Source organism: Chryseosolibacter indicum (assembly GCF_018598585.1).
Lineage (GTDB): Bacteria > Bacteroidota > Bacteroidia > Cytophagales > Cyclobacteriaceae > Chryseosolibacter > Chryseosolibacter indicus.
This window is the reverse complement of record NZ_JAHESD010000039.1, coordinates 1-26,280: the sequence shown is the minus strand read 5'-3', so window position 1 is coordinate 26,280 and position 26,280 is coordinate 1. Positions and strand designations below refer to the sequence as shown.

The following is a 26,280-nucleotide window of genomic DNA, read 5'->3' as shown; positions in this document are numbered from 1 at the left end:
CCAACTTAACCAAATAATTCTAAATCTTTTGCTTTTTGGATGGCTTGGGTTCTTCTTTTTACTTCGAGCTTTAAAAACAAATTGGAGGTGTGGGTTTTAATTGTATTTAAAGACACATGGAGCTGATCTGCTATTTCCTGGTTAGAGAGTCCTTTAGCCATAAGAAGAAGGACTTCATATTCGCGCTTACTAATACCTATTTTTGCAACTTGCCCTTCATTATGTTTGCGTGGCGCTGTAGTTGCAGGAGGAGTAACAAATTTCTTACTTGTAATTTTTTTTCCGGTCCAAACACCAACAGCAGTAAAAAGTAAAGCCACCAGACCCAAATAGAACTCCAAGGACAGGTCGCGTACCAGGAACCTGTATTCAATAAGTTTTAACAGGAAAATAAGTATTGCAAATGAGACACCGTAGAGCAAGATGGTACGCCACATAACCAGGATTAGCCAGCCCAACCTTCGCGGTCCAAACTCCGATACTGAATCGCTTCTGCCAGGTGTTCCGTTTTAATTTCCTCTGACCCTGTAAGGTCAGCAATTGTCCTGGACACCTTTAAGATCCTGTCGTAAGCCCTAGCTGAGAGCCCTAGACGTTCCATGGCAGTTTTCAACAAACTTTTACCTGCATCATTAATATTGCAGATCTTTTTAACCATGTTTGAAGGCATCATAGCATTGCAATAGACGTAGGTTTGACCGCTAAACCGTGAGGACTGTATTTCCCGTGCACGTACAACCCGTTCGCGTATAACTTCGCTTGTTTCAACCTTTCGGTTGGCGGTCATCTCATCAAAGCTAACGGGTACCACTTCAACATGAAGATCAATACGATCGAGCAACGGACCGCTTACTTTGCTTAAATAGCGTTGTACGATACCAGGAGCACAAACACATTCTTTTTCGGGATGATTGTAAAAACCACAGGGGCAAGGATTCATGCTTGCCACCAACATAAAATTGGCTGGATAATCAATAGAAACCTTTGCTCTTGATATCGTTACTTTCCGTTCTTCCATAGGCTGGCGCATAACTTCAAGAACTGTTCGTTTAAATTCAGGCAGCTCATCTAGAAACAACACGCCATTATGGGCGAGCGATATTTCCCCCGGTTGCGGATTTCCACCGCCGCCTACTAAAGCAACATCTGAAACAGTATGGTGTGGCGATCGGAAGGGACGCATGGTTAGCAAGCCTGTTTCGCGAGATAATTTACCTGCTACAGAGTGAATCTTTGTTGTTTCCAACGCCTCTTGTAGACTTAGAGGAGGAAGAATAGTAGGAAGTCTTTTTGCAAGCATTGTTTTACCTGCTCCAGGCGGGCCAATCATAATCACATTGTGACCTCCAGCGGCAGCAATCTCCAGCGCCCTTTTTATATTCTCCTGGCCCTGAACATCTTTAAAGTCTGTATCGTAGGTATTGAGTTGCGCTGCAAAAACTTCTTTTGAATCAATACGTAAGGATTCTATAGCAACTTTGCCAGTAAGGAAGTCAACCGCATGCTTCAAAGACTTCACGGGGAATACATCAAGGTTTCCGACAACTGCAGCTTCACGGGCATTGTCTTCAGGAAGTATGAAACCTTTAAAACCTTCACTTGCAGCTTGAATGGCGATTGGTAATACACCTTTGATGGGCCTAAGGGCGCCATCCAGAGACAACTCACCCATAATTAAATAGTGATCGAGCGTTTCGGAAGCTATTTGCCCTGAAGCTTTCAGCACGCATAGGGCAATGGGCAGGTCATAAGCAGAACCTTCTTTTCTTATATCAGCAGGTGCCAGGTTAACCACGGTTTTATTGCGTGGCATAAAGAATCCGCAAGTTTTTAGTGCAGCTTCTACCCGGTGTTGACTTTCTTTAATTGCGCTGTCCGGCAGACCACTCATAAAGAACTTAGTGCCTTGCTCGACGCTAACTTCAACCATGATGGTTCTGGCGTCAACCCCGTGTACGGCACTGCCATAGGTTTTTGCCAGCATATTACAGGAAAATAATTAGATATTTGTTTTGGATTGAGGAGGTTGCTGAATTCCGGTGTTTTGCCTTGTAGCTTCCTGCATGTCGAAAAGCTTTGCTTTTAACGTATTAAGCTCGTGATTTAGAATTGCTTTTTCTTTTGTAGTTTCTTTTTGGGAAGCATATACCCAGATTATATCAACAATGAGAAGAACTAACCCAGCCAGCGTAACCCATTTAAATGCCGGAATCCAGCTTACCATCTGAAATAAGATACCTGTGTTATTATCAAGAACAACAGTAAAGATGAAAGCACTGATGTGAAAAATCCCGAAAACTATATAAAAGATCAATCTGTTCTTACTCATGATTAAAGCCAGTGGGTTGTTAAACTTCTACGGATTTAAAGGTAATTCAAAAAAATTAAATTCACGAATACTGCTGCCTTGCTTGTATGATTTGTATTCAATATAATCTTTTTAATTGATGTCAGAAGAAAAACTTAAAGCCAGCACTACTTGTACCATATAGCAACAAAGATAACGTCGGCATAAAAGTGAGTTAATATTGGTAAGAGATCTTCACGCTACTGTTGATCTTAATCTCATTTTAATCTACCCCACTAAATGAAGGAATAATTTTTACCAATAGACTGGGTAAGCGTACTTAATCATTTTAAACATGAAGCTTTGGTGCACCATATTTCTTTTACTGCTTGTATGTATTAGCTCATTGGCTCAGGAATTAAACACCAGGAACGTTATTATCATAACGTTGGATGGATATCGTTGGCAGGAGTTGTTTTATGGTGCTGATGATAAAATATTATATGCCGAAAAGTATGTTTCTGATACTTCCGTTATATCTTCTTTTGGAAGAGGCGAAGAAGCAGAACGCAGAGAAGATCTTATGCCCTTTTTTTGGAATGTTATTGCCAAACAAGGACAGTTGTATGGAAACAGAAAGTTTGGGAACAAAGTTAATTGCTCGAATCATCATTTACTTTCTTACCCAGGTTACAGTGAGATGTTTGTTGGTTTTGCAGACAAACGTGTTTCATCCAATAAAGAAATAGTAAATCCTAATCCCACGGTGTTTGAGTTTATTAGTCAACACAAAGATGAGTATAATAAGAGGATTGCGGCTTTTGCTACCTGGGGTACATTCCCCTATATTCTCCGAGAGGCTCAGGCACAATTTCATATTAACGCAGGAGATGATATTGCGAAAGGAAGTATCAGCACTGTTGAGAAGGAGATAAATGAATTGAAGAAAGGAAAGAAACGCGAAGACAAACATACTTTTTACTATGCCCTTGAGTACTTAAAGCGAGAGAGACCAAGAATAGTATTTATTGGTTTTGATGAAACGGATGCATATGCGCATGAAGGCAGATATGATGAATATCTTAAAGCTGCGCATCGGGCAGATGAGATGATAAGAACATTATGGGATTATCTTCAGTCTGATCCGTATTATAGGGATAAAACTACTTTATTAATAACCACAGACCATGGTAGAGGAAAAGGGAAAAATATATGGAAGAACCACCGTTTATTAGCAAGAGGTTCACGACATATTTGGTTCGCAGCTCTTGGTCCGGATACACCATCTTTTGGGGAGATGAAATTTGCATCTAAGTATTATCAGAAACAGTTGGCCAGTACGATAGCTTCGTTTATCGGATTAAGATATAAACCAGTAAAACAAGCGGGTGAGGTGGTGCAAACAATGATTGCGGTACCTGATCATATCCCTACAAATGATAAGAGTTCAATAAAAGCTTCTTTAAAATAAACGTTCGCTTCTTAATTATTATAGGTTAATCACTATATTGGTAATTAACCTATACCTGAATGAAAAATATTTCTTTAGTGCTCGGAAGTGGCGGGGCTCGTGGCATGGCCCATATTGGTGTTATTGAACAGCTTGAAAAAGAGGGTTATAAGATAAAAGAAGTTATTGGTTGCTCGATGGGGGCAGTGGTTGGCGGAATCTATTGTGCCGGGTATTTACAGGAATACAAGCATTGGCTGATTTCGCTTACTAAATTGGATGTATTTAAACTTCTCGATTTTACTTTCTCAACCCAGGGCTTTATAAAAGGTGAAAAGGTTTTTAAGGCCATTGAGCAACTTATCGGCGATCAGCGAATAGAAAATTTCAAAATACCATTTACCGCAGTAGCCGCAGATCTAAATAGCAGAAAAGAAATACACTACTCCTCAGGAAGTTTATTTAAAGCCCTGCGTGCCTCAATTGCCATACCTACTATTTTTACCCCTGTAATAGAAGGCAAAGCTCAACTTGTTGATGGCGGAATAGTTAATCCTTTGCCACTTAATCTTGTTCATATAAACGACATTGATCTTGTAGTAGCTGTAAATGTAAATTCAGGACAATATGAGGTTAAGTCAAGCCAAGTAGTGAATAAAGAAAAGGCAGCTTATGAAAAAATGCTGGATGCATTTCGTACACAAATATTGAAGATTGATACAAGTGCTGAAGAGCAGATTGAAAAGTTTGGCTATTTTGACTTAATCACGAAGTCATATGACATGACCCAAGATAGACTTACAGAATTAATGATATCCATCCACAAACCTGATATTGTTGCTGAAATCTCCAGAGATGCATGTGGTATTTTTGAATTCTATAGAGCAAACGAAATCATTGAAGAAGGAAGAGTAGCATTATTGAAAGCCTTTAGTAATTATAACAAAGTGCAATCTGCAGAAAATATATTAAGGTCTCTGCTTTCACAAAAAACTCCGTTAGCATGAACAAGAGGGGGATATTGCGTTGTTATAATTTATAAATTTGCGACATGGAAGAAGTAACAACGTACGAGAAGCTGGGGGAAGAAAATCTGAAATTACTTATTGAGCGTTTCTATGATCTGGTTTTCTCAGACCAAAGAATATCACATTTATTCAAGACAGATAAAGAATTAATAAAAGAAAAGCAGCGTTTATTCCTCACGCAGTTCCTAGGTGGACCACCTCTATATTCCCAACGTTATGGGCATCCTCAAATGCGGGCAAGGCATATGCCACATCCTATTACTGAAGATGATGCTGTAGCATGGTTGTCTTGTATGTCCAGCGCCATTAGCAGTTTAAATATTTCGGAGTCATTGAAAGATGAGCTTTTTAAAAGATTTGTACCCACAGCAATGTTTATGGTTAACACAGAAACAACGAGCGAATAAAACAAGACAAGCATCAAAAGGGAGTATAATTAAGGAGGTATTACCGTAAAGACAACTTTTTTAAATGCTTTCCGTAAAACCTTTCTCATTCACCGCACTACTCATGAAGTCTGAAAGACTATTTTCTTTTATATCAATAATCCTCTTATTAGTAGCATGTAAAGACGAAGATGAGGCATCAACGAAAGCGCCAATTCTATCTTCAACACTTACCAATTGGCAAAACTGGAGTTTGAATACAAAGTATGAATTTACAGAGGATGGTCGCCAAAGCAGGATTGAATGGCAAAGAGAAACAGGGGCGGTTACAGCAGGGAAGGATGTATTTAGCTATAACGAAAACAACAAAGTGATATCACTTTCCAGATCAGTAACAGGTCTTGTTGATGAAACAATATCTTATGTTTGGATGGATGACAAGATCATAGCTTCGAAAAATTATAGCAATGGTCAGCAATATGCCTTTTCTATTTACGATTATAATGAAAAAGGGCAGTTGATTGCAAGTGTGTATATGATAAGAGATGAAGGCGGTATAGGGTATTTAAGGAAAACAGAAAATAGCTATACTTACTCTAATGATGGCAATCTTTTCCAGGTTTATGAATACAACTTTAACGCAGAGAGACTTGAGTTAGAGTTGGTGTCTGTTAAAACATATTTAGGATATATTTCTGGATCTTCAAATCCTGTTGATGATTATGAAATTCTTCCTAATGTTAAATTGCAGCATGCGTTACCGACCGGTTATACGATTGCGACAACTTCTGGTGTTACGGAGTATAAGGTGCAATATGTATTAAAGTCAAACCAATACCCGCAAGAAAAGAAAGTAACGTCAGAAGGAGTCGAACCTTTAGTAACACAGTACTTCTATAAGTAAATTTAAGGCTGAGAGTCTGTATAAGATTTAATGAATTTCGGTGAAGATTTAAAAAATTCATGTGCTTTGTCTTCACTTAATTTCATTACTGGTCTCATTTTAGGTATTGTTTGCCTCCGTCCTAGGTCGAGTTAGCTATAGATACGCTAGACATTAATTTGCGTTAATGTGGGATGGTTACGATATTTTTGAAAGCATAGATGCGATAAGAAAACCGGTGACAGTTACAATACCTACCCAGTCATGTCCATTTTCAAACGCTTCTGGAATCATTGTATCGACAAGCATACACAAGATTGCTCCTGCCGCAATAGCAAGGGTAGCTGAAATTACTTCTTGCGAGAAGTGACTAAAAATCGTGTAGCCGCAAATGGCAGACGCAGCCGTAAGTAAAGCAATAGCAACCCAGGTTCCAAAAACGAAAGTTTTAGACCTTCCCGCTTTTTTCATGCCTGATGCACTTGACAATCCTTCAGGAAGATTTGAAATAAAAATTGCAATAACAGTGGCAAAACTTACTGCGCCTCCCTCGATCATACTTAAACCAATGGCTATAGCCTCAGGAATGCCATCTAATAATGCCCCGACAGCAATTGCTAATCCACTACCTTCATCTTCGTTTTCTGAAGGTTGTTGGTTTTGTGAACGCTTTCTATGTTTTGCCCCGCTTCTTGATAAGATGAAGTTAGCAATTGTATAAATTATACCGCCAGAGATAAACCCTGTAGCCGTTGAAATAAAGCTTCCTTGTTTATATGCCTCGTTCACTAACTCGAACGATAATGCGGAGATAAGTACGCCGGCACCAAAGGCCATAATTAGTGCAATAGTTCGCTGAGGAACTTTGCTGAAATACCCTATCGAGGCGCCAATAACCAATGCTGTTCCTGAGAGCAGTCCCCATAAGCCCGCCACTGTCCAGGTAGGAAAAGAATCCATAAATGTTTTAAGGAGATTAAATATTTTTATGCCTTGGATAATTATTTGGCTTGGATGTCTTTAGCAAGGTTGATGAAAATAGCAATGGACCACGCCTTTTGCAAAGAGTTTTTCAACCATTCATGTATTAATTGAATTTTTTTTGTTTGTAAAAAATAATGCCAAAATAAAATATAAGTTTTTTTTAACATTTTACGGCCTTCTTTAGCTCAGATGCATAACAAAAAGGATGATAGCAAGTAATGGTACTAATTGTTGACGACAATCAGGAGAACATTTTTTCGCTTAAAACTCTGCTTACGCTTCACCAATTTGAAGTTGACACGGCCTCCTCAGGTGAAGAAGCTTTAAAGAAAATACTTCAGAATTCTTATTCTCTGATAATCCTGGACGTTCAAATGCCTGAAATGGATGGTTTTGAAGTAGCGGAAGCAATTTCAGGTTACAGTCGTTCTAAAGACATTCCCATCATTTTCTTATCGGCAGTTAATACACATAAAAAGTTTATTACCAAAGGCTATGAATCTGGTGGTATTGATTACGTAACAAAACCTTTTGATCCTGACATCCTTCTTTTGAAAGTAAAAACTTTCTACCGCCTTTCAGAGCAGCGCCGTGAGCTTACGGCCATGGAGAAAAATCTGAGGCAGGAGATAGAATTGAGAAAGAAAGCGGAAGAGGTGTTGGAGCAAAAGGTTGAAGAACGTACGGAAGAGTTGAAAAGATCGAACCAGAGACTAGAAGAAAGTAACAAGGAGTTGCAGCAATTTGCATTTATAGCATCTCACGATTTACAAGAACCCCTTAGAAAAATTCAAACCTTTAGCAATCTCGCTTTAGACAGGCATATCAATGAAAGGGATAAAGTTAAATCCTACCTTCAAAAAATAACAGGTTCTGCCGGGAGGCTGCGTAGTTTAATTACAGATCTGCTTGAATATTCTAAAATTTATGTAGAAGATAGATTTGAACCAACAGACCTTGAGAAGCTTGTTGAAGACGTTTTGTCTGATCTCGAACTCTCTATCAAAGATAAAAGCTGCAGTATTGAAATTGCCAGGCTTCCTGTTATTGAAGCAATACCTTCACAGATCAGACAAGTTTTTCAAAACCTGTTAAGCAATGCTTTAAAATTTTCAAAAATAGATGAGCCTTGTGAGATAAGTATCACCGGTGAAATTATTGAAAGTAGATTACTCGATTCACCTCCTTCTACAAAAGGAAAATTTTGCCGGATAAAGGTGAAAGATAATGGTATTGGCTTCAACAGCGAGTTTAGCGAAAGAATATTCGAAATTTTTCAAAGGTTAAATCCAAAGTCAGTGTACGAAGGCACAGGTATAGGGTTAGCAATAGTAAAGAAAGTTATTGAAAGACACGATGGGTTAATTACTGTGTCAAGCAAAGAAAATGAAGGTACTGTCTTTACAATAGTTTTACCGATTAAAAAGGTATTTGATTCTTCTGAGAAAATATAAAAAGTTCATGAAATCTAATTTCAAGAGAAATCTTCTGTTTGGTTTTGGAGCATCACTTTTGATCCTCATAATAACCTCTGCGGCTTCTTTTATCAGTATTAATAATTTATTGCGCAGCTCTGGTTTAGTTAACCATACACACGAGGTAATAATAGGTTTGGATGCAGTTAATGCCGCCCTTATTGACGCACAATCCAGTCAACGAGGTTTTCTGCTGACATCGGATGAACGTTTTCTAGATCCTTACTACGAGGCGAATAACAATATCGAATTGCTGCTTCGAAATATCAGAAGTCTTACTGCTGATAATCAGGCACAGCAGGCGAAGATTGCTCAACTCGAAGACCTGCTCGAACAAAGGATCTCTTATCTCGAGCATGGTATAGCAGAAAAGAAAAAGGGCAAAGACGTAGATGTTGAAGTGTTGCAGCGGGGGCGTGCAATTATGCTTGCAGTACGAAAATTGATTGCAGAAATGGAGGAAGGCGAGCGGGCTCTTTTAACAGAAAGAACCTCTACCATGAATAAGTTCGCAGCCTTTACACCGGTTATTATTATTGTTGCCGCAATGGTAGCATTGCTTATAACCGTATTATTCTACATAAGGGTGCGAAGTGATTTTGAACAGCGGATGCAACTTCAGCAGGAGCTTTTGGATAAGGATGCTGATATATCAAAGAGAATAGAAATTATACGGGGCATAGCCGATAAAATAGCGCAGGGCAATTATGAAACCAGAGTTGATGATAAAGAAAGTGATGCATTAGGAAGCGTTGCTGGCGCTCTTAATAAAATGGCAGAATCCCTCAACTACTCTTTCAACTTATTGTCAGATAAAGAATGGTTACAAACGGGACTAACACAACTGAATGATGTGATGATAGGGGAGAAGGATGTTGATGCATTGTCTTCAGAAATAACGGCCTTCCTTTCTCAGTATACGGAAAGCAATGTCGGGGCCTTCTACATACTTCAGGAAAATGAATTGCACCACGTAGGTGGCTATGCTTTTGTGCCAGATAAATCAAGAAAGAAACTAAGGATAAATGAAGGGATTACAGGTCAGACTATTTCTACTAAGGCCCCAATTCACCTAAAAGATATCCCTTCCGAAAACATCAGTATAAGTTTTGCCAGTGGAGAGCTAAGGCCAAAAGACATAATAGCATTGCCTATTTTGGATGGATATACAGTTAAAGGAGCCATTGAACTCGGATCAATTAAATCTTTTACCGAACGGGATATTGAATTTTTAAAAGCAAGTACACCAAATATTGGAATTGCAATAAGTACAGCACAAAATAGGAGAAGGCTGCAGGAGCTGCTAGAAGAAACACAAGCACAGGCAGAAGAGCTTAAAACGCAACACTCGGAACTCGAAAATCTTAATAGCGAATTGGAAGTGCAGGCAGAGAAATTACAGGCATCCGAAGAAGAATTGAAAGTGCAACAGGAAGAATTGAAACAGGCTAATCAGGAACTAGAGGAGAGAAGTCGTTTGCTTGAAGAGCGCAATCAGTTAATTAGTGAGCGTAATATTGAAATTCAACACAAGGCGGATCAACTTGCACAGAGCACTCGGTATAAGTCAGAGTTTCTGGCGAATATGTCGCACGAGCTACGAACACCCCTAAATTCTATTCTGCTGTTGTCGCGGTTAATGTCTGAAAACCCTGAGAAGAATCTGACAAGTGAACAAGTTGAGTATGCAAACGTGATTCAAAATTCGGGCAACGGCTTGTTATCATTAATTGATGAGATACTAGATTTATCAAAAATAGAGGCAGGAAAAATGCAGTTGGAATATCAAATGGTTTCTGTAAGAGAAATCACAAATGATATGAATGCGTTGTTCTCTCCCGTTGCAAATGAAAAGAAGATAGAATTTAAATTGTTGGTTCAGCAGGAAGTGCCTTCCCATATAGAGATAGATAAATTGAGACTTGAACAAATACTCAGGAATCTGCTTTCTAATGCCATTAAGTTTACTTCCAATGGTTATGTGAGTCTTGATGTTTTACTTGAGGAAGACGAGTCTGAGATAGTAAAGTTTGTTGTTAAAGATACAGGTATCGGCATACCGAAGGAAAAGCATGTACAGATATTTGAAGCCTTCCAACAAGCTGATGGTTCAACAAGGAGAAAATATGGTGGAACAGGACTTGGCCTCTCTATCAGCCGCGAGTTGTCAAAGTTGCTTGGTGGCGATATTTCGTTAGTGAGTGAAGTAGGCCAGGGAAGTGAATTTACAGTCCGAATTCCGATTTCTAAAAAAACGGTTGTTAAATCAAAACTTAATCAACAGGAGAAAGAGGTAATTGCAGAGGTTATACCTGAGCCTCAACCTGTAAAAAAGGTTGATCCTCGTTATATCAGTACAGAGATCCCTTCTAATGTTCCTGATGATCGTAAAATTATAAAGCGGGGTGATAAGGTTATTCTGATTATCGAAGACGATGTTAACTTTGCAAAGGCTCTTCTTGACTATACCCGGAAACGAGAATACAAGGGGGTTGTTGCTGTTCGTGGAGATGAAGGCGTTGAATTAGCGAAGCAATTAAAACCATTAGGGATACTTCTTGATATTCAATTGCCTGTAAAGAGCGGATGGGAAGTAATGGAGGAATTGAAAGGCAATGCGCAGACAAGGCATATTCCTGTTCATATCATGTCTTCTCTTAACGCCAAGAGTGAGAGCTTGATGAAGGGCGCAGTAAACTTCATTAATAAGCCCGTCGCATTTGAACAGATGCATGAAGTATTTAAGAAGATAGAATACGTGCTTAGCCACCATCCAAAGAAGGTGCTTATTGTTGAGGAAAATGCGAAGCATGCAAAGGCACTCGCATATTTTCTTGAGACGTTCGATGTTAACCTCGACATCGCTAATGCTGTTGATGGCGCTGTTGATTCATTAAAGAATAGGAACGTAGATTGTGTTATTCTAGACATGGGAATTCCGGATCAGAAGTCGTATGATACCTTAGAAGAAATCAAGAAAACATCAGGTCTTGAGAATCTTCCTATCATTATTTTTACTGGAAAGAGCTTGTCGCAGAAAGAGGAATTGAAGATTAAGCAATATGCAGATTCTATCGTGGTAAAAACTGCGCATTCTTATAAGCGTATACTGGACGAAGTATCCCTGTTCCTTCATCTTATGGAAAAAGATGGTGAAGAAAATAAGGGATCCAAATTCCATAAGTTAGGGGCTTTGGATGAGGTGTTGAAGAATAAGACTGTACTGGTTGCGGACGACGATATGCGAAATGTCTTCTCTTTAACAAAGGCACTTGAGAAATATCAGATGAATGTTATAGCAGCTGTAGATGGAAGAGACGCACTTCAGAAACTAAAGGAGAATCCACAGGTTGACATTGTTTTAATGGATATGATGATGCCTGAAATGGACGGATACGAGACAACTGCAGCAATAAGAAAAGATTTAAGGTATCGTAACCTGCCGGTAATTGCCGTAACCGCAAAGGCAATGATGGGAGATCGCGCAAAGTGCATAAATGCAGGAGCCTCTGATTACATTACTAAGCCGGTTGACATAGATCAGCTCTTCTCGTTGTTGCGGGTATGGCTGTACGAAAAAATATAGCGATACACTATGGGGGATGGGTTTTCAAAAAAGGTATTGATAATTGACGACGATAGCCGGAATATTTTTGCGCTTAAGGCAGTACTGAAATCTAAAGGGATGGAGGTTTTGACTGCAAGTGGCGCTCTGGAGGGAATTAATCAATTAACAGAACAGAATAACGTTGGCATTGTTTTGCTTGATATGATGATGCCGGAGATGGACGGTTATGAAGCAATAGGTTTAATAAGGCAAGGTCGATACAAGTATGTACCAATTATTTCGGTAACTGCGCAGGCTATGGTAGGCGACAAAGAAAAATGCCTGGAGGCCGGGGCCGATGCTTATATTTCGAAACCTATTAATGTAGATGAACTATTGATATTACTGAAGCAATATTTAAAGTAGATGGATGCGACCAGGAACATTCAGTTGTCGGATGAGGAAGTTGAATTTGTACTGAATGATGTGATGGATTTATATGGATATGATTTTACTAATTATTCAAAGGCTTCTCTTAAAAGAAGAATAAACAGACTTATTAGTAATGATCGTTTTCCTAGTTTTGCGGAGTTCAGGTATAGGATTATAAATGATAAAGATTACTTCAGTCGTTTTGTAGAAGAGATCACGGTTAATGTAACGGAGATGTTTAGAGACGTTACATTCTACAAAACACTTCGACAGCAGGTAATTCCTGTACTTGCCACTTGGCCTTTAATAAGAATATGGCATGCCGGATGTTCAACCGGAGAGGAAGTTTATTCGATGGCCATTCTTCTTCATGAAGCCAATCTTCTTCATAAATCGCTCCTATACGCCACTGATATTAACCCTGCTGTTTTGCAAAAAGTGAGGGAGGGTGTTTTTCCTTTAAGCCAAATGAGGCAGTATTCAGAGAACTACATTTTATCCGGAGGAAATCGTGATTTCTCTTCTTATTATACTGCACAGTATAATGCGGCAAAGTTTGATGAACAGTTTGGAAAAAGGATTGTACTGGCTACTCACAACCTTGTTTCTGATGGTTCTTTTAATGAGTTTCAGCTTATCATGTGTAGAAACGTAATGATCTATTTTGATAAACAATTGCAGGATAAAGTTCTTCATCTGTTTTACGATAGTCTTGAACAACTTGGTTTTCTGGCACTAGGGTCAAAAGAAACACTGAGGTTTACTGATATACATAAGAACTTCAAACAAATTGAAAACAAGGAAAAAATTTGGAGGAAGATTAAGTAAACTATTGGAGGAAAAACAGCATGTACGAGTTATTGGTAATAGGAGGCTCAGCCGGAAGCCTATCGGTAGTTTTAAAAATACTTCCCCACATCAACCGCAGTCTGGGTTTAGCCATAATTATTGTTTTCCATCGTAAGAATTCAGAGGATACATCGCTCATAGAGGTCCTTTCAAGAAGGACAGACTGTTACGTTAAAGAAGCGGAAGATAAAGATGAATTGCAGCCAGGCACAATCTACCTTGCTCCTGCTGACTATCATGTATTGATTGAAAAAGACAGAAGTATTACCCTCGATGATTCTGAAAAGATAAACCATAGCAGGCCTAGTATCGACGTCACGTTTGAAAGTGCTGCGGAAGTCTACAACTCTTCCCTTGCCTGTATGTTATTATCTGGTGCTAATGCAGATGGCGTTGAGGGGTTGATTAGTGCTCGCAAAAGAGGAGCTTTGATTCTTGTACAGGACCCTGCAACTGCGGAAGTTCCCTTTATGCCAAAGCAAGCTCTTGAGAGGGTGGGCGTAGATTTTTTAGTTAAAGAATGTAATTTGAGAGAGTGCCCTATCTTCAAGTCTGATTCATAGATCACATTTAATTTACATTGTTAAAGTCATTGTCTATTAAAAGCAAAGTGGGATTGCCAGGCAAATTCATCTGGATTATCAAACCACTGAAAAGCGGCTGGCACAATTTTTTTCCAAGTGCCGAGTGTCACTTTTTTTGTAAAAGCTTTCCGATTAAACAATAAACATTTTTTATAACCAATTGTGCTGTTATCTTTAAAGATTCTTAGGCATAAATGGTTAGACCGAAACGTAAAAAGAGGACAGGTAATAAGGTGAAATCCGTTGCAAGTACTGAAGTCCAAAAGCTACCAGAGTCGGTGGTGAAGGAGAAAGAAGAGAGAGAGGATGCGCTCATCCAGAGTAGCAATACACCTGGGGGGAATCAAGAGTTATTAAACGAGGTTGAGGACTATGCCATTATCTTGCTGGATTTAGAAGGTAAAATAATTACGTGGAATAAAGGAGCGGAAAAAATAAAAGGCTACTCTGCGAAAGAAATAATCGGAAAGAATTACAGAATTTTCTACTCTCAGGAAGACAGGGAACAGAATCTTTCAGCGAAACTTTTAAATGAGGCCAGGCAAAAGGGACGGACTAGTTACGAAGGCTGGCGGGTAAGAAAAGACGGAACCAGGTTCTGGGGTAATATGACGCTTACCGCATTTCACAATCAGGAAGGAGATGTTATTGCCTTTCTGAAAATGACGCGCGATGTAACAGAGAAGAAGATCGCTGAAGATCACTATAGTAATTTCGTGGAGGAGCTCAAACTCAAAAACGAGGAATTAAAAAAAAGTGAGGAGCGTTACCATAAAATGATTGCTGAAGTTCTTGACTATGCTATCATCCTGTTAGATAAAGATGGAAAGATTCTTGATTGGAATAAAGGAGCTGAGAAATTAAAAGGTTATACGGCTGAAGAAATTGTTGGAAAAAGCTTTCGGTTATTTTATCCCAAAGAAGAGAAGGATGCCAACTTACCGGAACAGTTGTTGGAAGAAGCAGTAAAAAATGGTAGCGTAGTCCATGAAGGCTGGCGTATACGCAAAGATGGAAAGCGTTTTTGGGGTAATATTGTAATAACAGCATTGCATGATGAAAATAACAATATCATTGGATTCTCCAAGGTTACACGTGATCTCACAGATAAGAAGATCGCAGAAGATAAAGTGAGCAACGTAATGGAAGAATTACGTCAGGCTAATGAACAGCTTAAGCAAAGTGAAGAGCGTTATCATAAAATGATTGAGGAGGTTCAGGACTACGCCATTATCCTTCTTAACCTCAATGGTGAAATTCAGAACTGGAATACGGGAGCCGAATTTATAAAAGGCTATAATGCAAAGGAGATTATCGGAAAGAGCTTTAAGTTATTCTACACAAAAGAAGATCGCGACAATAAATTACCTGATAGTCTTTTAGCCAGGGCACGGGAAGAAGGGAAGGTAAATCATGAAGGCTGGCGGGTAAGAAAAGACGGAACCCTCTTCTGGGGAAGCGTTGTGATCACGGCGCTGCACGGGGCTAATGGAGATCTTATTGGCTTCTCGAAAGTGACGCGCGATCTCACCGAAAGAAAACAGGTTGAGGATGCTCTTAAATCACGCGCGGCTCAACTTGATCTTAAAAATAAGACGCTTGAAAGATTGAATGAGGAGCTTTCTTCATTCACCCATGTTGCCAGTCATGATATGAAGGAGCCCTTGCGAAAGATTCAAACTTTTGCAGGAAGGATAGAGGAGATAGGATTTGCTCCGGAAAAAAGTAAGGAGTACATCGGTAAAATCATGAACAGTGTTAGCAGAATGCAGAACCTCATTGATGACTTGCTTTCATACTCTCGTGTTTCCAATGATATCGCAAAATTTGAGAAAGTAGATCTTAACAATACCCTACAAGCGGTTAAGACAGACCTTGAAATACCTATAAGCGAAAAGCATGCGGTTGTTGAATCAAACCAACTGCCAGTTGTGCAAGGTGTGGGATATCAGTTGCATCAGGTATTTCTAAACCTTATTTCTAATGCCATTAAGTTCGCGAAGCCTGACAGTACGCCCCTTATTCAAATTCACGCTACTATAATTAAAGGACCTGATCTTCCCGAAGTATTAAATGGAGATAATGAATACTTCCATATAACTATCAGCGATAACGGTATTGGTTTTAACCAGGAAGATACCGGTAAAATATTCGAAGCTTTTCAAAGACTCCATCCAAAGCATGTATTCGCTGGGACTGGTATAGGTTTAGCCATTGTTAAAAAAGTAATGGAAAATCATAATGGTATAGTATCCGCTGAAGGCGTGCAGGGCGTCGGAGCAACATTCCATTTGTATTTTCCTTCTATCCAAAAGAATTAGTCTAAAACAGGTTGCTCTTTCTGTTGCTGCAGGCTTTGACCTGTGATCAACTAATCTCGAATTCGTTAGCTAGAAACGTACGGTTCTGCCGCACCTGCTTCATTCCTCCTTGTCGGAAACGATACCGCTCTTTGATTGTTAAAATAAATTTTATATCTATGTGTACCTAATAGCCTTGAAACGGATCGTCTCTATATTATTGATTCTACTCCTGCTTTTTAACGGGCTGGGGTTTTACGGATTGATAATCGGTCTTCAATACAGGCATCAGCAAAATCTTTTGCAGTCTTTCGACAATGGTTCTTATGACAAACACCTTACTACGCTAATAAAAATTCCGATTGCAATTCCTTATGCCGGCGAGCAACAAAGCTATCAACGGGTGGATGGTAGTTTTGAGCACCGTGGGGAGTTTTACAAGCTGATAAAACAAAAATTGTCGCACGATACGCTTTATGTTGTCTGCATAAAAGACAAGAATACAAAGCGTATTAATCACGCTTTAAAAGATTACGCTAAAACACTTACTGATAATAATCCATCCCAACATAAACACGGCGGTAAGCTATCTATTAATTTCTTAAAGGATTATTGTACTACTACGTTTACCATTCGGCCAGCTGCCGATGCATGGATGAGAACCGTATCTAATTTTTTGACAACGGGTTCTTTAATACCTTCTTACTTTTGTTCTATTGTCCATCCTCCCGAGCGGGGTTAATTACTTCTTTTTATTAAGAAAAATCTCTCGTAGCATCAACAGTGAGACTGATGTCAAGGCATGTGTAAGTAAGGCTTATGTATTCATACTTATACACTTTCAATTGTAGTTATTCCACTATTTATACCCAACCCAACTAAATTTATGATTAAACTTTTACGTAATCTGTTAATGGGATTGTTGCCTCTTACCAGTATGGGGCAAACGGTTACCGACGGACTCATGATGGCGAAAAACGATTTGTGTACCGGAGTTATGTACACACGAGACCATTGGAGCGAATACTGGGAAGGCGAGTTAAAGCGCAAAAATGATAACATTGGCAAACTCACCACTCAAAGTCTCATGTGGGTAGGTGCCTATGGTTTAAGTACAAAAGTAAATCTTATTGCCATGCTGCCTTATGTAAAAACAGAAGCTTCTCAGGGAACCCTGCATCACATGGAAGGGATACAGGATCTTACTCTTGCCGTAAAATACAATTTCTTCAGGCATAACATGGAGAAGAGTTCATTCAGAACATTTGCAACATTGGCGGTGAGCACTCCGCTCAGTGACTATACCCCAGACTACTTTCCGTTATCCGTAGGAACTGGAACAACTAATATCTCCTATAGGGCAACTGCATTTTATAAGTTCGCTAATATGTTTTTTGCCAACGCAACCGGTGCTTATACATGGAGAAGCAATACAACACTTGATAGGCCAGCGTACTACACAAATGATAATCTCTACCTTACTGACGAGGTAAAGATGCCAAACGTGTTTGATTATGCTGTCAGCATAGGATACCTGAGAAATGGTTTACAGGCCGAAATTAATTACATGCAGCAAAATACACTGGGCGGAAGTGACATACGCAGGCAAGATATGCCATTCGTTTCTAACAGAATGAATTTCTCAAAGGTAGGAGCCCTTGTGATGTATTATTTGCCGAAGCCGAAGGGTCTTGCTTTGAGAGGAAGTTATACAACTACTGTCGCAGGCAGAAATGTAGGGCAGTCAAACACCTTTATGGGCGGCGCTCTTTACACCATTCATTTTTCTAAAAAACCTTAACCTTCCTTTGTCATGAAGACATTAAATTACTTATCGTATATATTCTTATTCGTTTTCTCTTCGGCAATGCTCATTGTTAGCTGCGATAAAGATATTTCAAACGGAGAAGATTTTACACCGATTAAGCCTTCAAACATTGATGCTGATGCAGGTACCTGGGACATGATCGTTCTTACGTCTCCTGACCAGATTGTCGTGCCTGCACCTGTGGATACACAGACAGATGCCTATAAAGCAGAACTGGCTGCTGTTGAAGATTTGCAGAAGAAGCTAACGAAAGAAAAGCGTGATATAATTAAATACTGGAGTGGTGGCGGCGTATTGCGATGGAATCAGTTTTTGCGTGAACTTGTAGCACGCTACAACCTTCCTCCTGCACCACTTGCTGATGGAAGCTATCCTGCTCCCGATGCTGAAAATCCATTTGCTGATCCGAATTTTCCGTTTGCCAATCCGCCCTATGCAGCGCGTGCTTATAGTTATGTAAGCGTAGCACAATACGAAGCTTTAAAGTCAGCGTGGCATTATAAGTTTTTATATAACAGACCTGCTCCTTACAAAGTAAGCGGTTCTGTAAAAAGCCTCATGCCCGAAACAGATATTCCTGCATACCCTTCAGAAGATGCAGTGCTCTCTGCTGTATCTGTTGAAATGTTAAAGGCACTGTTCCCTGCAGCAATCGAAGAGATAACACTTAAGGCAGCAGAACAACGTAACGCAGCGTTGTGGTCAGGTAAGGCTACAGCAAGTGATATTAGTGCTGGCGTTGCTTTAGGAAAGGCAGTGGCAGCACAGGTAATGCTGCGCGCAGGTGCTGATGGCATGAGAAATGCCGTAGGTACAAAGGCTGACTGGAAAAAATTTGCTGATGATTGTATATCAAAAGGTGAGACGCCATGGATTAGCAGAGACCTCCCTATTCGTCCTCCAATGTTACCATTATTCGGAAAGGTAAGAGCATGGAATATGACAGAGCAGGATATTGTAAAAGAAAGACCTACACCTCCGCCATCAACATCTTCTGAGGAAATGAAGAAAGAGGTAAGTGAAGTTAAGTGGTATGCAGATAATGTTACACGCGACAGGCTAGCCATCGTTCATAAATGGGCTGATGGTGTAGGAACCTATACACCTCCCGGCCATTGGAATGATATTGCCGCGGAATACATACATGATGCTAACTATAGTGAGGTGCGTACGGCACGTGCTTTTGCGCTGTTAAACACGGCTTTGCATGATGCAGCAGTAGGATGTTGGGAAGTTAAGTTTTATTATTTTAACCCGCGTCCTTCACAAGTTGATCCATCAATTAAAACTTGCACAGGTGTTCCAAACTTCCCTGCTTTCACTTCGGGGCATTCCACTTTTTCCGGTTCCGCCGCAACAGTACTTTCACACCTGTTTCCCGAGCATAGCGAATACTTCGAGAAAGAAGCAGCTGAAGCATCAGTGTCGCGCTTATACGCAGGCATTCACTTCCGCGCAGATATAGAAATGGGTATGAAGCATGGAAAGGTTATTGGTGGTTATACGGTAAGTTATGCCTTAGCTGACGGAGCTGAGTAAGTCCATATCGTTCAAAATATTTACGTTACAGGTTTAAGGTTTTGCCGATAATCAATAACCTTAAACCTGTAACATTTTTATTCCTGGCTATTCAGAACGTAGACTCTTAACAGGATTGGCAATGGCAGCTCTTATGGTTTGGAAGCTTACGGTTGCGAGTGTAATAAGTATCGCCATCATACCAGATAGGGCGTAAATACTCCAGGAGATGGTAATACGGTATTGATATTGCATCAGCCAGTTGTTCATAAAATAGAACGATAGGGGAATGGCAATAATGCATGATGTCAAGACCAGAACAATAAAGTCTTTTGAGAGTAATTGCCATAACTGCGCAACCGAGGCACCAAGTATTTTGCGAATACCGAGCTCTTTGGTTCGTTGTTCAGCAACAAAAGAAGAAAGCCCTAATAAGCCCAGGCAACTTATAATAATAGCCAGCGTTGACACAACAAATGCAATTGCAGCAATACGTTTCTCTCCCTTGAATTTGTTCGCGAATTCCTCATCCATGAATTTATATTCAAAAGGATTGGAAGGATCATATTTTTTCACAACTGATTCTACTTTTGCAATCGCCTCATGTGCACTAAAATTGGGGTTGAGTTTCATGTTGATATAATTTATGCGCTTGTAGTTAAGGATATAGATCATCTGCTTAACAGGCGCATAGGGGTTTTGAGACACAAGGTCTTTAACTACACCAACTATTTTATAGGTTCCGTTATCAGGTAGCCATGTCATTGTTTCTCCTACCGGATGTTCAATACCCATGTACCTGGCAGCACTCTCGTTAATAATAAATGCTAGTGTATCACTGGCAATGTCTCTGGAAAAGTCTCTGCCTTCGACGATCTGCCAATCTACTGTTTTGCCAAATTCAGGAGTTACACGTAGCGTGACGAATTCTTCCGACATATTAGGGTCTTTACCTTCCCAGGTAAATCCGCTATTGGTAACATAGGTTTCTGTAATCCATGAATCAGTTGCATTAACTTCTTTAACTGCTCCTGTCTTCAATAATTCTTCTCTGAATACGGTAAAATGTTTTTTAATTTCTTCGGTTCTGATGGGTGCAGAGATGATGCCGTTAACATTGTACCCAATCGGTCTGTTTTGTGCAAATTGTATTTGCTTATATACGATGATGGTGCCGATAATGAGTGTAACCGATACTGTAAACTGTACAACCACCAATACTTTTCGGGGTATTGATGCAGAACGCCCTGAGTAAAGTGCGCCTTTTAAAACGCGTATTGGTTTAAACGAAGACAAGTAGAGTGCCGGATAACTTCCCGCGATTAGACCTGTAGTTATGGTGAAGCTGATGCAGACCATCCAAAACAAGGGTGACGATAAAAGAAGTGTAAGGTGCTTATTAGAAACTTCGTTGAACCATGGCAAAGAAAGCTGAACAAGTAAGAGCGAAAATACAAAAGCAAGAAATGCAATCAGTAGAGACTCGGTGAAAAACTGGCTGATCAATTGTGAGCGTATCGATCCGACAGTTTTTCGTATACCTACTTCCTTGGCTCTTTTTTCTGAACGTGCTGTGCTGAGATTCATAAAGTTAATGCAAGCGAGTATCAGCACAAAGGTGCCTACTACACCAAACATCCATACGTATTTTATAGCTCCGCCAACAGATACACCATTTTTAAAATCAGAATACAATCTCCATTTGCTCATGGGGTGTAGAAAGAGCTCGGGTTTAAAACGTATATCATCGTTGACGTTTCCATGCGCCATTACTCCTTTGTATTTTACATCCTTAATGGCGTTGGAGGCGGTGTTTATATCAGCACCTTCTTTGAGTTGTACCATGCACCTGAACCAACTATTGCCCCAGCCTACGCGGCTTTCAAGGTTGTCAAGTATTACGGTGAGCTGAAAGGGAAGAATAACTTCAAGGTCTGCATAATCGCAGTTGTAGGGGATGTCTTTATAAATACCTGTTACCTTTACCTCAGTCTTGTCGTTGTATTTAATTATTTTATCAAGTGCGTCGACATCACCAAATATTGCTTTTGCTGACGACTCAGATAGCAATATAGAATAAGGATCTTTTAATCCTGACCGCGTTCCCTTTAACATCTGCAGCGATAACATTTCAGGTGCTTCAGTATCCATAAAGGCGCCCATCTTTCTTACGGAGTTGTTGTTAAAGGTAAGCTTATGATCGAACGTGCCGCGAACCATTACAACATGTTCGAAATGATTGCTGTAATCGTTGCGTATGGCGGGCCCTAGTTGCATAGCCTGCGAAGACCATGTTTCTATCTCGCCATTGAAGACCTGGTTCTGCATGACCAGTGCTATGCGATCATAATTCTTGAAAATCTTGTTGTAAGAAAACTCATCGTGTATCCACAAACCGATAAGAATTGCAACCGCCATTCCGAGAGCGAGACCACCAACGTTAATAAGAGAATAACCTTTTTGCTTTAAGAGGTTTCTCCATCCTACTTTAAAATAGCTTTTAAACATAGCGTAGTTATTAAGTGAATGATTTTGTTTTGATGGCTTAATAATCCCCGGCCTGAAAAGCAGGAGAACATCGATGATGAATTTTAGATCTGCCTTTCGCTTGCCCAGGTCGTTGTGCCTTTCATTGTATAATTCCATCAAGTCGCCTTCGATGTAGTCTCTCAGCTCAGGATGACAGAACCATCGGAAGAAGCGGAGGAAGAGTTTCGGAGGAAATGCAGTCTTCATAACAATCTTTTATTCAGACCTTAGACTATTTATAGGATTGGCAATTGCAGCTTTGATTGCCTGTATGCTTACTGTTGCTATTGTGATGGCTAAAGCTCCGACGCCTGAAGCTACAAAGATCCACCATGATATATCAGTTCGATATCCATAGTTAATAAGCCACTTGCTTGTAAGGTAATTAGCAATGGGCATTGCTATTAAACATGAAACGGTTACAAGGATGATAAAGTCTTTGGAAAGCATTTTCCAAATGCTAATTACAGATGCTCCCATAACTTTTCTAATACCAATTTCTTTAGTTCGTTGCTCCGCCACGAAAGAAGTCAACCCAAGTAAGCCAATACTGCTTATAAAAATGGCAAAGGCAGCAAAAATTCCTGAGAGGATTCCTATCCGTTTCTCAGCAGCAAATTTTTGTTCATGTTGCTGATCAGCAAATTCATAATTAAATGGCACTGCCGGGAAATGCTTTTTGAAAATGTGTTCCAGATCTTCAAGCGACTTACTGATACTTTGATTTTGATTGAGTTTGAATAGTATCCAGTTCTCACGATCGGTATTGTGAAAATACAAGGAAGGACGTGTTGCATAATAAGGGGATTCTAAAAGCATATCTTCGACTACACCTATTATGGTGTAGCTTTCTGGATTATTTATCCCCCATTGAATTGTTTTGCCTATTGGATCTTCTACATTCATAAACTTGAGTGCTGCCTGATTAAGGATAACAGAAGACGAGTCAGCAAACTGTTGTGAAAAATCTCGACCTTCCCGAATTTTCCAACTAACAGTTTTTCCATAATCGTCGGAAATGAAGATGGTTCCAAATTCACCCTGAAGTTCAGGGTCTTTTCCTTCCCAGTTAAACCTGTCGCTATTCGAGTATATTTGGTTAAGGGGACTTGACGATTCTGCCATTTCTTCAATAGCATCTATTTTTTTTAGTTCGTTTCTAAGCGCGTTATACTTACCTACGAATTCGGGAGTAATGATTTCCATCATAACTACGTTATGAGTATCAAATCCCAGAGGTCGGTTTTTCGTGTGCTCAATTTGACGATACACTACTACAGTACCAATAATTAGCGTAACTGAAACTGTGAATTGAACAACTACCAAAACTCTTCGCGGCAGGGAGGCTGATCGGCCAGTCTTAAAAGCTCCTTTTAAAACTTTTATTGGTTGGAAAGAAGATAGATAAAAGGCCGGATAGCTTCCTGAAACTATACCTGTGATAGCAATGAATGAAAGACAAACAATCCAGAACGACGCGTTATTAAGAGGTAACACAATCCTCTTAACTGCAAGTTCATTAAACCATGGCAATAATACTGATGCAAAAAAAATAGTTAGTATAAAACTTATGGTAACAATGAGCAACGATTCACTGAGGAATTGACTTACGAGCTGTGCTTTAAGAGAACCTATTGACTTTCTTATTCCAACTTCCTTTGCCCGCTGCTCTGACCGGGCCGTACTTAAATTCATAAAGTTGATACACGCGAGGAGTAGTACAAAAAACGCTACCAATCCAAATAGCCAAACGTATTCAATTAGCCCCCCAGTTTGATTTCCATTATACCAATTAGACCTCAAGTGCCAGTCTTTCATGGGGTGAAGGAAGATTTCTGCTTTAAAAACTTTCTCTCCTTCACTTAAATGATCATATTTTGTGTTTTTGATCTTAGCACTCAAACTATTCATGTCTGCATGCTCAGCAATTTGAACATAGAGTTGAAACGCGTTATTATCCCATTCTTCCCTCGATCTTTCAACCCATGGATTCATGAGTAAATTGAGTTGCCACGGAGCTATAAATGTTATCTCATGCAAGTCGCTGTTACGTGGAAAATCTTCAAAGATTCCTGTTACTTTTACTTCAGTTGAATTATCTATTTTTACTATTTGCCCCATGGGATCTTTCTCTCCGAAAAGCGCAGAGGCGGCGGACTGTGAAAGTAAGATAGATTTAGGATCACTCAGGCAATTATAAGTGCCGTCTATCATTTTTAATGAAAACAATTTTGGTGCATCTATATCCATAAAGTTCCCGCTCTTTGAAATTGAAATATCAGGAGTGGATAGTACGTGGTCGCCAGTCCATGAACTCAAAACGACATAACTAAAGTCGTTGCTGTAAGATTTTTGCAACTCATTACCTAAGGGTAAGGGAATAGAATTTTGCGTGCCTTTTTCTCCATTCACTGTCTGGTGCTGCATGACTTGAGCAATACGATCATAGTTCTCAAAGTTTTTGTTATAAGAGAGTTCATCATTTACCCACAAAGCGATGAGAAGAGCAACAGTCATTCCGGCAGCTAGACCACCAATATTGATAACCGAGTAACCCTTATTTTTAAGGATATTTCTCCATCCGATTTTAAAATAACTTTTGAACATAGCGTAATTGTTTAAGGGGCGATAGGGAGTAATAGGTTTAATGATACCGGGTCGGAAAAGGAGGATAACATCTTTAATAAATTTTATATCTGCTTTTCTTTTGCCACATTTCTTGAGTCGTTCATCGTAAAGTTCTATCAGATCACCTTCAATATAACTCTTCAATTGCGGGTGGCAGAACCATCGGAAGAACCGGAGAAAGAGCCTCGGGGGCGAGGGAGGATGTGTCTTTTTCATTCTTAGTTTGTTTTCGATCTCGAAACTGAATGCAGGCCGCTCGAATTTTAGTTATAGATCTAGATTATGGCGACGCTGAATTTAGCACCGCAGTCAGTATCTAGAACGCTGTATCGAATTTGCCTGGATTCAGTGCTATTTTCGGTATTGCACCCCATAACTTCTCTCTTGTAGATCGTATGTGTTCAAGTGCCCGTTTGCCGAGTGCTGTTATTACGAAATAACGCTTCGGTCGGCCTGCTCTCTCCTGTGTGGCTTCACCTTCATGCGATTTAAGATATCCTTTGTCTTCAAGTCTCTTCAGTGCAGTTTGAAGCGCACCCACACTTACTTTTCGCGATAGCCTTTCTTCTATTTCTTTTTTTATAGATACACCATAGGCTTCATTATAAAGAATGCCTACCGTAAGCATTACTACTTCCTCAAATTCTCCGAGTTGATACTTTTTCATCGGCTGCAACAGAATAATTTCCTAATTGTAGTATTTATAATTATGCCAGAAGAATAATCGGTGTTTTTACGCTATTTTAAAGGATAGGAGAGTGGATGGTTGTTCAGAAACGTACAACAACGGGCGTACGCGAGCAGACTCTATCAGTGCGACCGTATGTGTTTACGTCTTGGATCGGAATGCTGATACTTTTGCGTAAAAATAAAAGTTCAGGGCTTAAAGCATAACACCTTAAGCCCTGAACAAAGAATGACTAACTATACGCTTTAAGCGTTAACCATCAACTAGAGGACTTTTTCCAGTACAGTGGTGTTATCCGCTTTGTCTTTAGCCCGTATGGTAATGGTTGTACCGACGAGGGCAACGTTAGGCTTTGTTGTTGTATATGACCATTTGGAGTTGGATGCTTCACGCAGTACGGCATCGCCTCGCTCAATGAGTGCTTTTGCAGCATCTCTGATCTCTACCTGTACAGATACCACCTTGAAGTCGTCGCTGACCTTCATTTCCAGCACATCGCCTATTGCTCCGTTATATTGAGAGACGTCAAGGTCCTTAATCTCCGGCGCTCTCAGGTAATCGGTTAAGGCTACCAAATACGCACTGGTGAGGCGTGGTGTAATGCCGGAGGTATACTCTGCTTTACTGGTCTCATTGGCCAGCTGGGCTTTCGCATAAGCTACAGCTTCTAAAAAGCGTTCTTTTCTTTCTTCCTGAGAAGGTGTGAGAACGTCGCGCTTTTTAGGTGGTTTACACATGATTAGTTTACCGCGTACACGTCTGTATACTACAATATCACCTAGTTTGCCATTTACTGTGGCCATAATTGGGTTATTACCTACTTTTGACATAGAATTAAAAATTTAATGGTTTAACAAAATTTAACTTTATCAACTGTCCAGCGC

The 26,280-nt window shown here is 39.8% G+C and carries 21 protein-coding genes; 13 read left to right on the top strand and 8 right to left on the bottom strand.

Going from position 1 to position 26,280, the window contains the following annotated elements:
• Window positions 1-5: 5 nt before the first annotated feature.
• The 3 genes from KK060_RS15860 to KK060_RS15850 are packed head-to-tail and all read right to left on the bottom strand — an operon-like array spanning window position 6 to window position 2,329.
• Window positions 6-437: a response regulator transcription factor gene (locus KK060_RS15860; protein ID WP_254154746.1), complete on the bottom strand. Its 432-nt coding sequence runs from the start codon at window positions 435-437 to the stop codon at window positions 6-8.
• Between the two features lie 8 nt (window positions 438-445).
• Window positions 446-1,984 carry a YifB family Mg chelatase-like AAA ATPase gene (locus KK060_RS15855; protein ID WP_254154745.1) on the bottom strand — a complete coding sequence of 513 codons (1,539 nt, stop codon included), beginning with the start codon at window positions 1,982-1,984 and terminating at the stop codon, window positions 446-448.
• A 15-nt stretch (window positions 1,985-1,999) separates the two neighbouring features.
• On the bottom strand, window positions 2,000-2,329 hold the full coding sequence (locus KK060_RS15850) for a hypothetical protein (RefSeq protein ID WP_254154744.1): 330 nt from the start codon (window positions 2,327-2,329) through the stop codon (window positions 2,000-2,002).
• 313 nt (window positions 2,330-2,642) lie between these two features.
• Here KK060_RS15850 and KK060_RS15845 point away from each other — a divergent pair, with 313 nt between their 5' ends.
• From KK060_RS15845 to KK060_RS15830, 4 genes are all read left to right on the top strand, one after another.
• Window positions 2,643-3,758 carry an alkaline phosphatase family protein gene (locus KK060_RS15845; protein ID WP_254154743.1) on the top strand — a complete coding sequence of 372 codons (1,116 nt, stop codon included), beginning with the start codon at window positions 2,643-2,645 and terminating at the stop codon, window positions 3,756-3,758.
• 59 nt (window positions 3,759-3,817) lie between these two features.
• On the top strand, window positions 3,818-4,744 hold the full coding sequence (locus tag KK060_RS15840) for a patatin-like phospholipase family protein (protein WP_254154742.1): 927 nt from the start codon (window positions 3,818-3,820) through the stop codon (window positions 4,742-4,744).
• Window positions 4,745-4,788: 44 nt separating this feature from the next.
• On the top strand, window positions 4,789-5,172 hold the full coding sequence (locus KK060_RS15835) for a globin domain-containing protein (RefSeq protein WP_254154741.1): 384 nt from the start codon (window positions 4,789-4,791) through the stop codon (window positions 5,170-5,172).
• Between the two features lie 103 nt (window positions 5,173-5,275).
• The gene (locus KK060_RS15830) at window positions 5,276-6,055 is read left to right on the top strand and encodes a hypothetical protein (RefSeq protein ID WP_254154740.1); all 780 of its coding nucleotides are present in this window, start codon (window positions 5,276-5,278) and stop codon (window positions 6,053-6,055) included.
• A 177-nt stretch (window positions 6,056-6,232) separates the two neighbouring features.
• Here KK060_RS15830 and KK060_RS15825 read toward each other — a convergent pair whose 3' ends face one another.
• Complete coding sequence (locus tag KK060_RS15825; RefSeq protein ID WP_254154739.1) at window positions 6,233-6,994, bottom strand: ZIP family metal transporter; 762 nt, start codon at window positions 6,992-6,994, stop codon at window positions 6,233-6,235.
• Between the two features lie 242 nt (window positions 6,995-7,236).
• On the opposite strand from KK060_RS15825, the gene KK060_RS15820 reads away from it, so the two are divergent.
• The 9 genes from KK060_RS15820 to KK060_RS15780 all read left to right on the top strand — a co-directional run bounded on the left by KK060_RS15820 (window position 7,237) and on the right by KK060_RS15780 (window position 19,572).
• A complete protein-coding gene (locus tag KK060_RS15820) occupies window positions 7,237-8,472 on the top strand; it encodes a hybrid sensor histidine kinase/response regulator (protein ID WP_254154737.1) in 1,236 nt (411 codons plus the stop codon).
• 7 nt (window positions 8,473-8,479) lie between these two features.
• A complete protein-coding gene (locus KK060_RS15815) occupies window positions 8,480-12,079 on the top strand; it encodes a response regulator (protein ID WP_254154736.1) in 3,600 nt (1,199 codons plus the stop codon).
• 9 nt (window positions 12,080-12,088) lie between these two features.
• Window positions 12,089-12,466, top strand: coding sequence for a response regulator (locus KK060_RS15810; protein ID WP_254154735.1), 378 nt, complete (start codon window positions 12,089-12,091; stop codon window positions 12,464-12,466).
• Window positions 12,467-13,300 carry a CheR family methyltransferase gene (locus tag KK060_RS15805; protein WP_254154734.1) on the top strand — a complete coding sequence of 278 codons (834 nt, stop codon included), beginning with the start codon at window positions 12,467-12,469 and terminating at the stop codon, window positions 13,298-13,300.
• Window positions 13,301-13,320: 20 nt separating this feature from the next.
• Window positions 13,321-13,884, top strand: a complete 564-nt coding sequence (locus tag KK060_RS15800) for a chemotaxis protein CheB (protein ID WP_254154733.1) — start codon at window positions 13,321-13,323, stop codon at window positions 13,882-13,884.
• 215 nt (window positions 13,885-14,099) lie between these two features.
• The gene (locus tag KK060_RS15795; RefSeq protein WP_254154732.1) at window positions 14,100-16,226 is read left to right on the top strand and encodes a PAS domain-containing sensor histidine kinase; all 2,127 of its coding nucleotides are present in this window, start codon (window positions 14,100-14,102) and stop codon (window positions 16,224-16,226) included.
• Window positions 16,227-16,401: 175 nt separating this feature from the next.
• Entirely contained in the window at window positions 16,402-16,947 is a 546-nt protein-coding gene (locus KK060_RS15790; RefSeq protein WP_254154731.1) for a hypothetical protein, read from the top strand.
• Between the two features lie 144 nt (window positions 16,948-17,091).
• Window positions 17,092-18,006 (top strand): transporter, encoded by a 915-nt coding sequence (locus KK060_RS15785; RefSeq protein ID WP_254154730.1) that lies wholly within the window; start codon window positions 17,092-17,094, stop codon window positions 18,004-18,006.
• A gap of 12 nt (window positions 18,007-18,018) precedes the next feature.
• Window positions 18,019-19,572: a vanadium-dependent haloperoxidase gene (locus KK060_RS15780; RefSeq protein WP_254154729.1), complete on the top strand. Its 1,554-nt coding sequence runs from the start codon at window positions 18,019-18,021 to the stop codon at window positions 19,570-19,572.
• A gap of 87 nt (window positions 19,573-19,659) precedes the next feature.
• On the opposite strand, the gene KK060_RS15775 is transcribed toward KK060_RS15780, so the two are convergent.
• From KK060_RS15775 to KK060_RS15760, 4 genes are all read right to left on the bottom strand, one after another.
• Window positions 19,660-22,287 carry an ABC transporter permease gene (locus KK060_RS15775; RefSeq protein WP_254154727.1) on the bottom strand — a complete coding sequence of 876 codons (2,628 nt, stop codon included), beginning with the start codon at window positions 22,285-22,287 and terminating at the stop codon, window positions 19,660-19,662.
• Window positions 22,288-22,296: 9 nt separating this feature from the next.
• Entirely contained in the window at window positions 22,297-24,924 is a 2,628-nt protein-coding gene (locus tag KK060_RS15770; RefSeq protein ID WP_254154725.1) for an ABC transporter permease, read from the bottom strand.
• Between the two features lie 100 nt (window positions 24,925-25,024).
• On the bottom strand, window positions 25,025-25,375 hold the full coding sequence (locus KK060_RS15765) for a PadR family transcriptional regulator (protein ID WP_254154723.1): 351 nt from the start codon (window positions 25,373-25,375) through the stop codon (window positions 25,025-25,027).
• Window positions 25,376-25,659: 284 nt separating this feature from the next.
• The gene (locus tag KK060_RS15760) at window positions 25,660-26,226 is read right to left on the bottom strand and encodes a hypothetical protein (RefSeq protein WP_254154722.1); all 567 of its coding nucleotides are present in this window, start codon (window positions 26,224-26,226) and stop codon (window positions 25,660-25,662) included.
• Window positions 26,227-26,280: the final 54 nt, after the last annotated feature.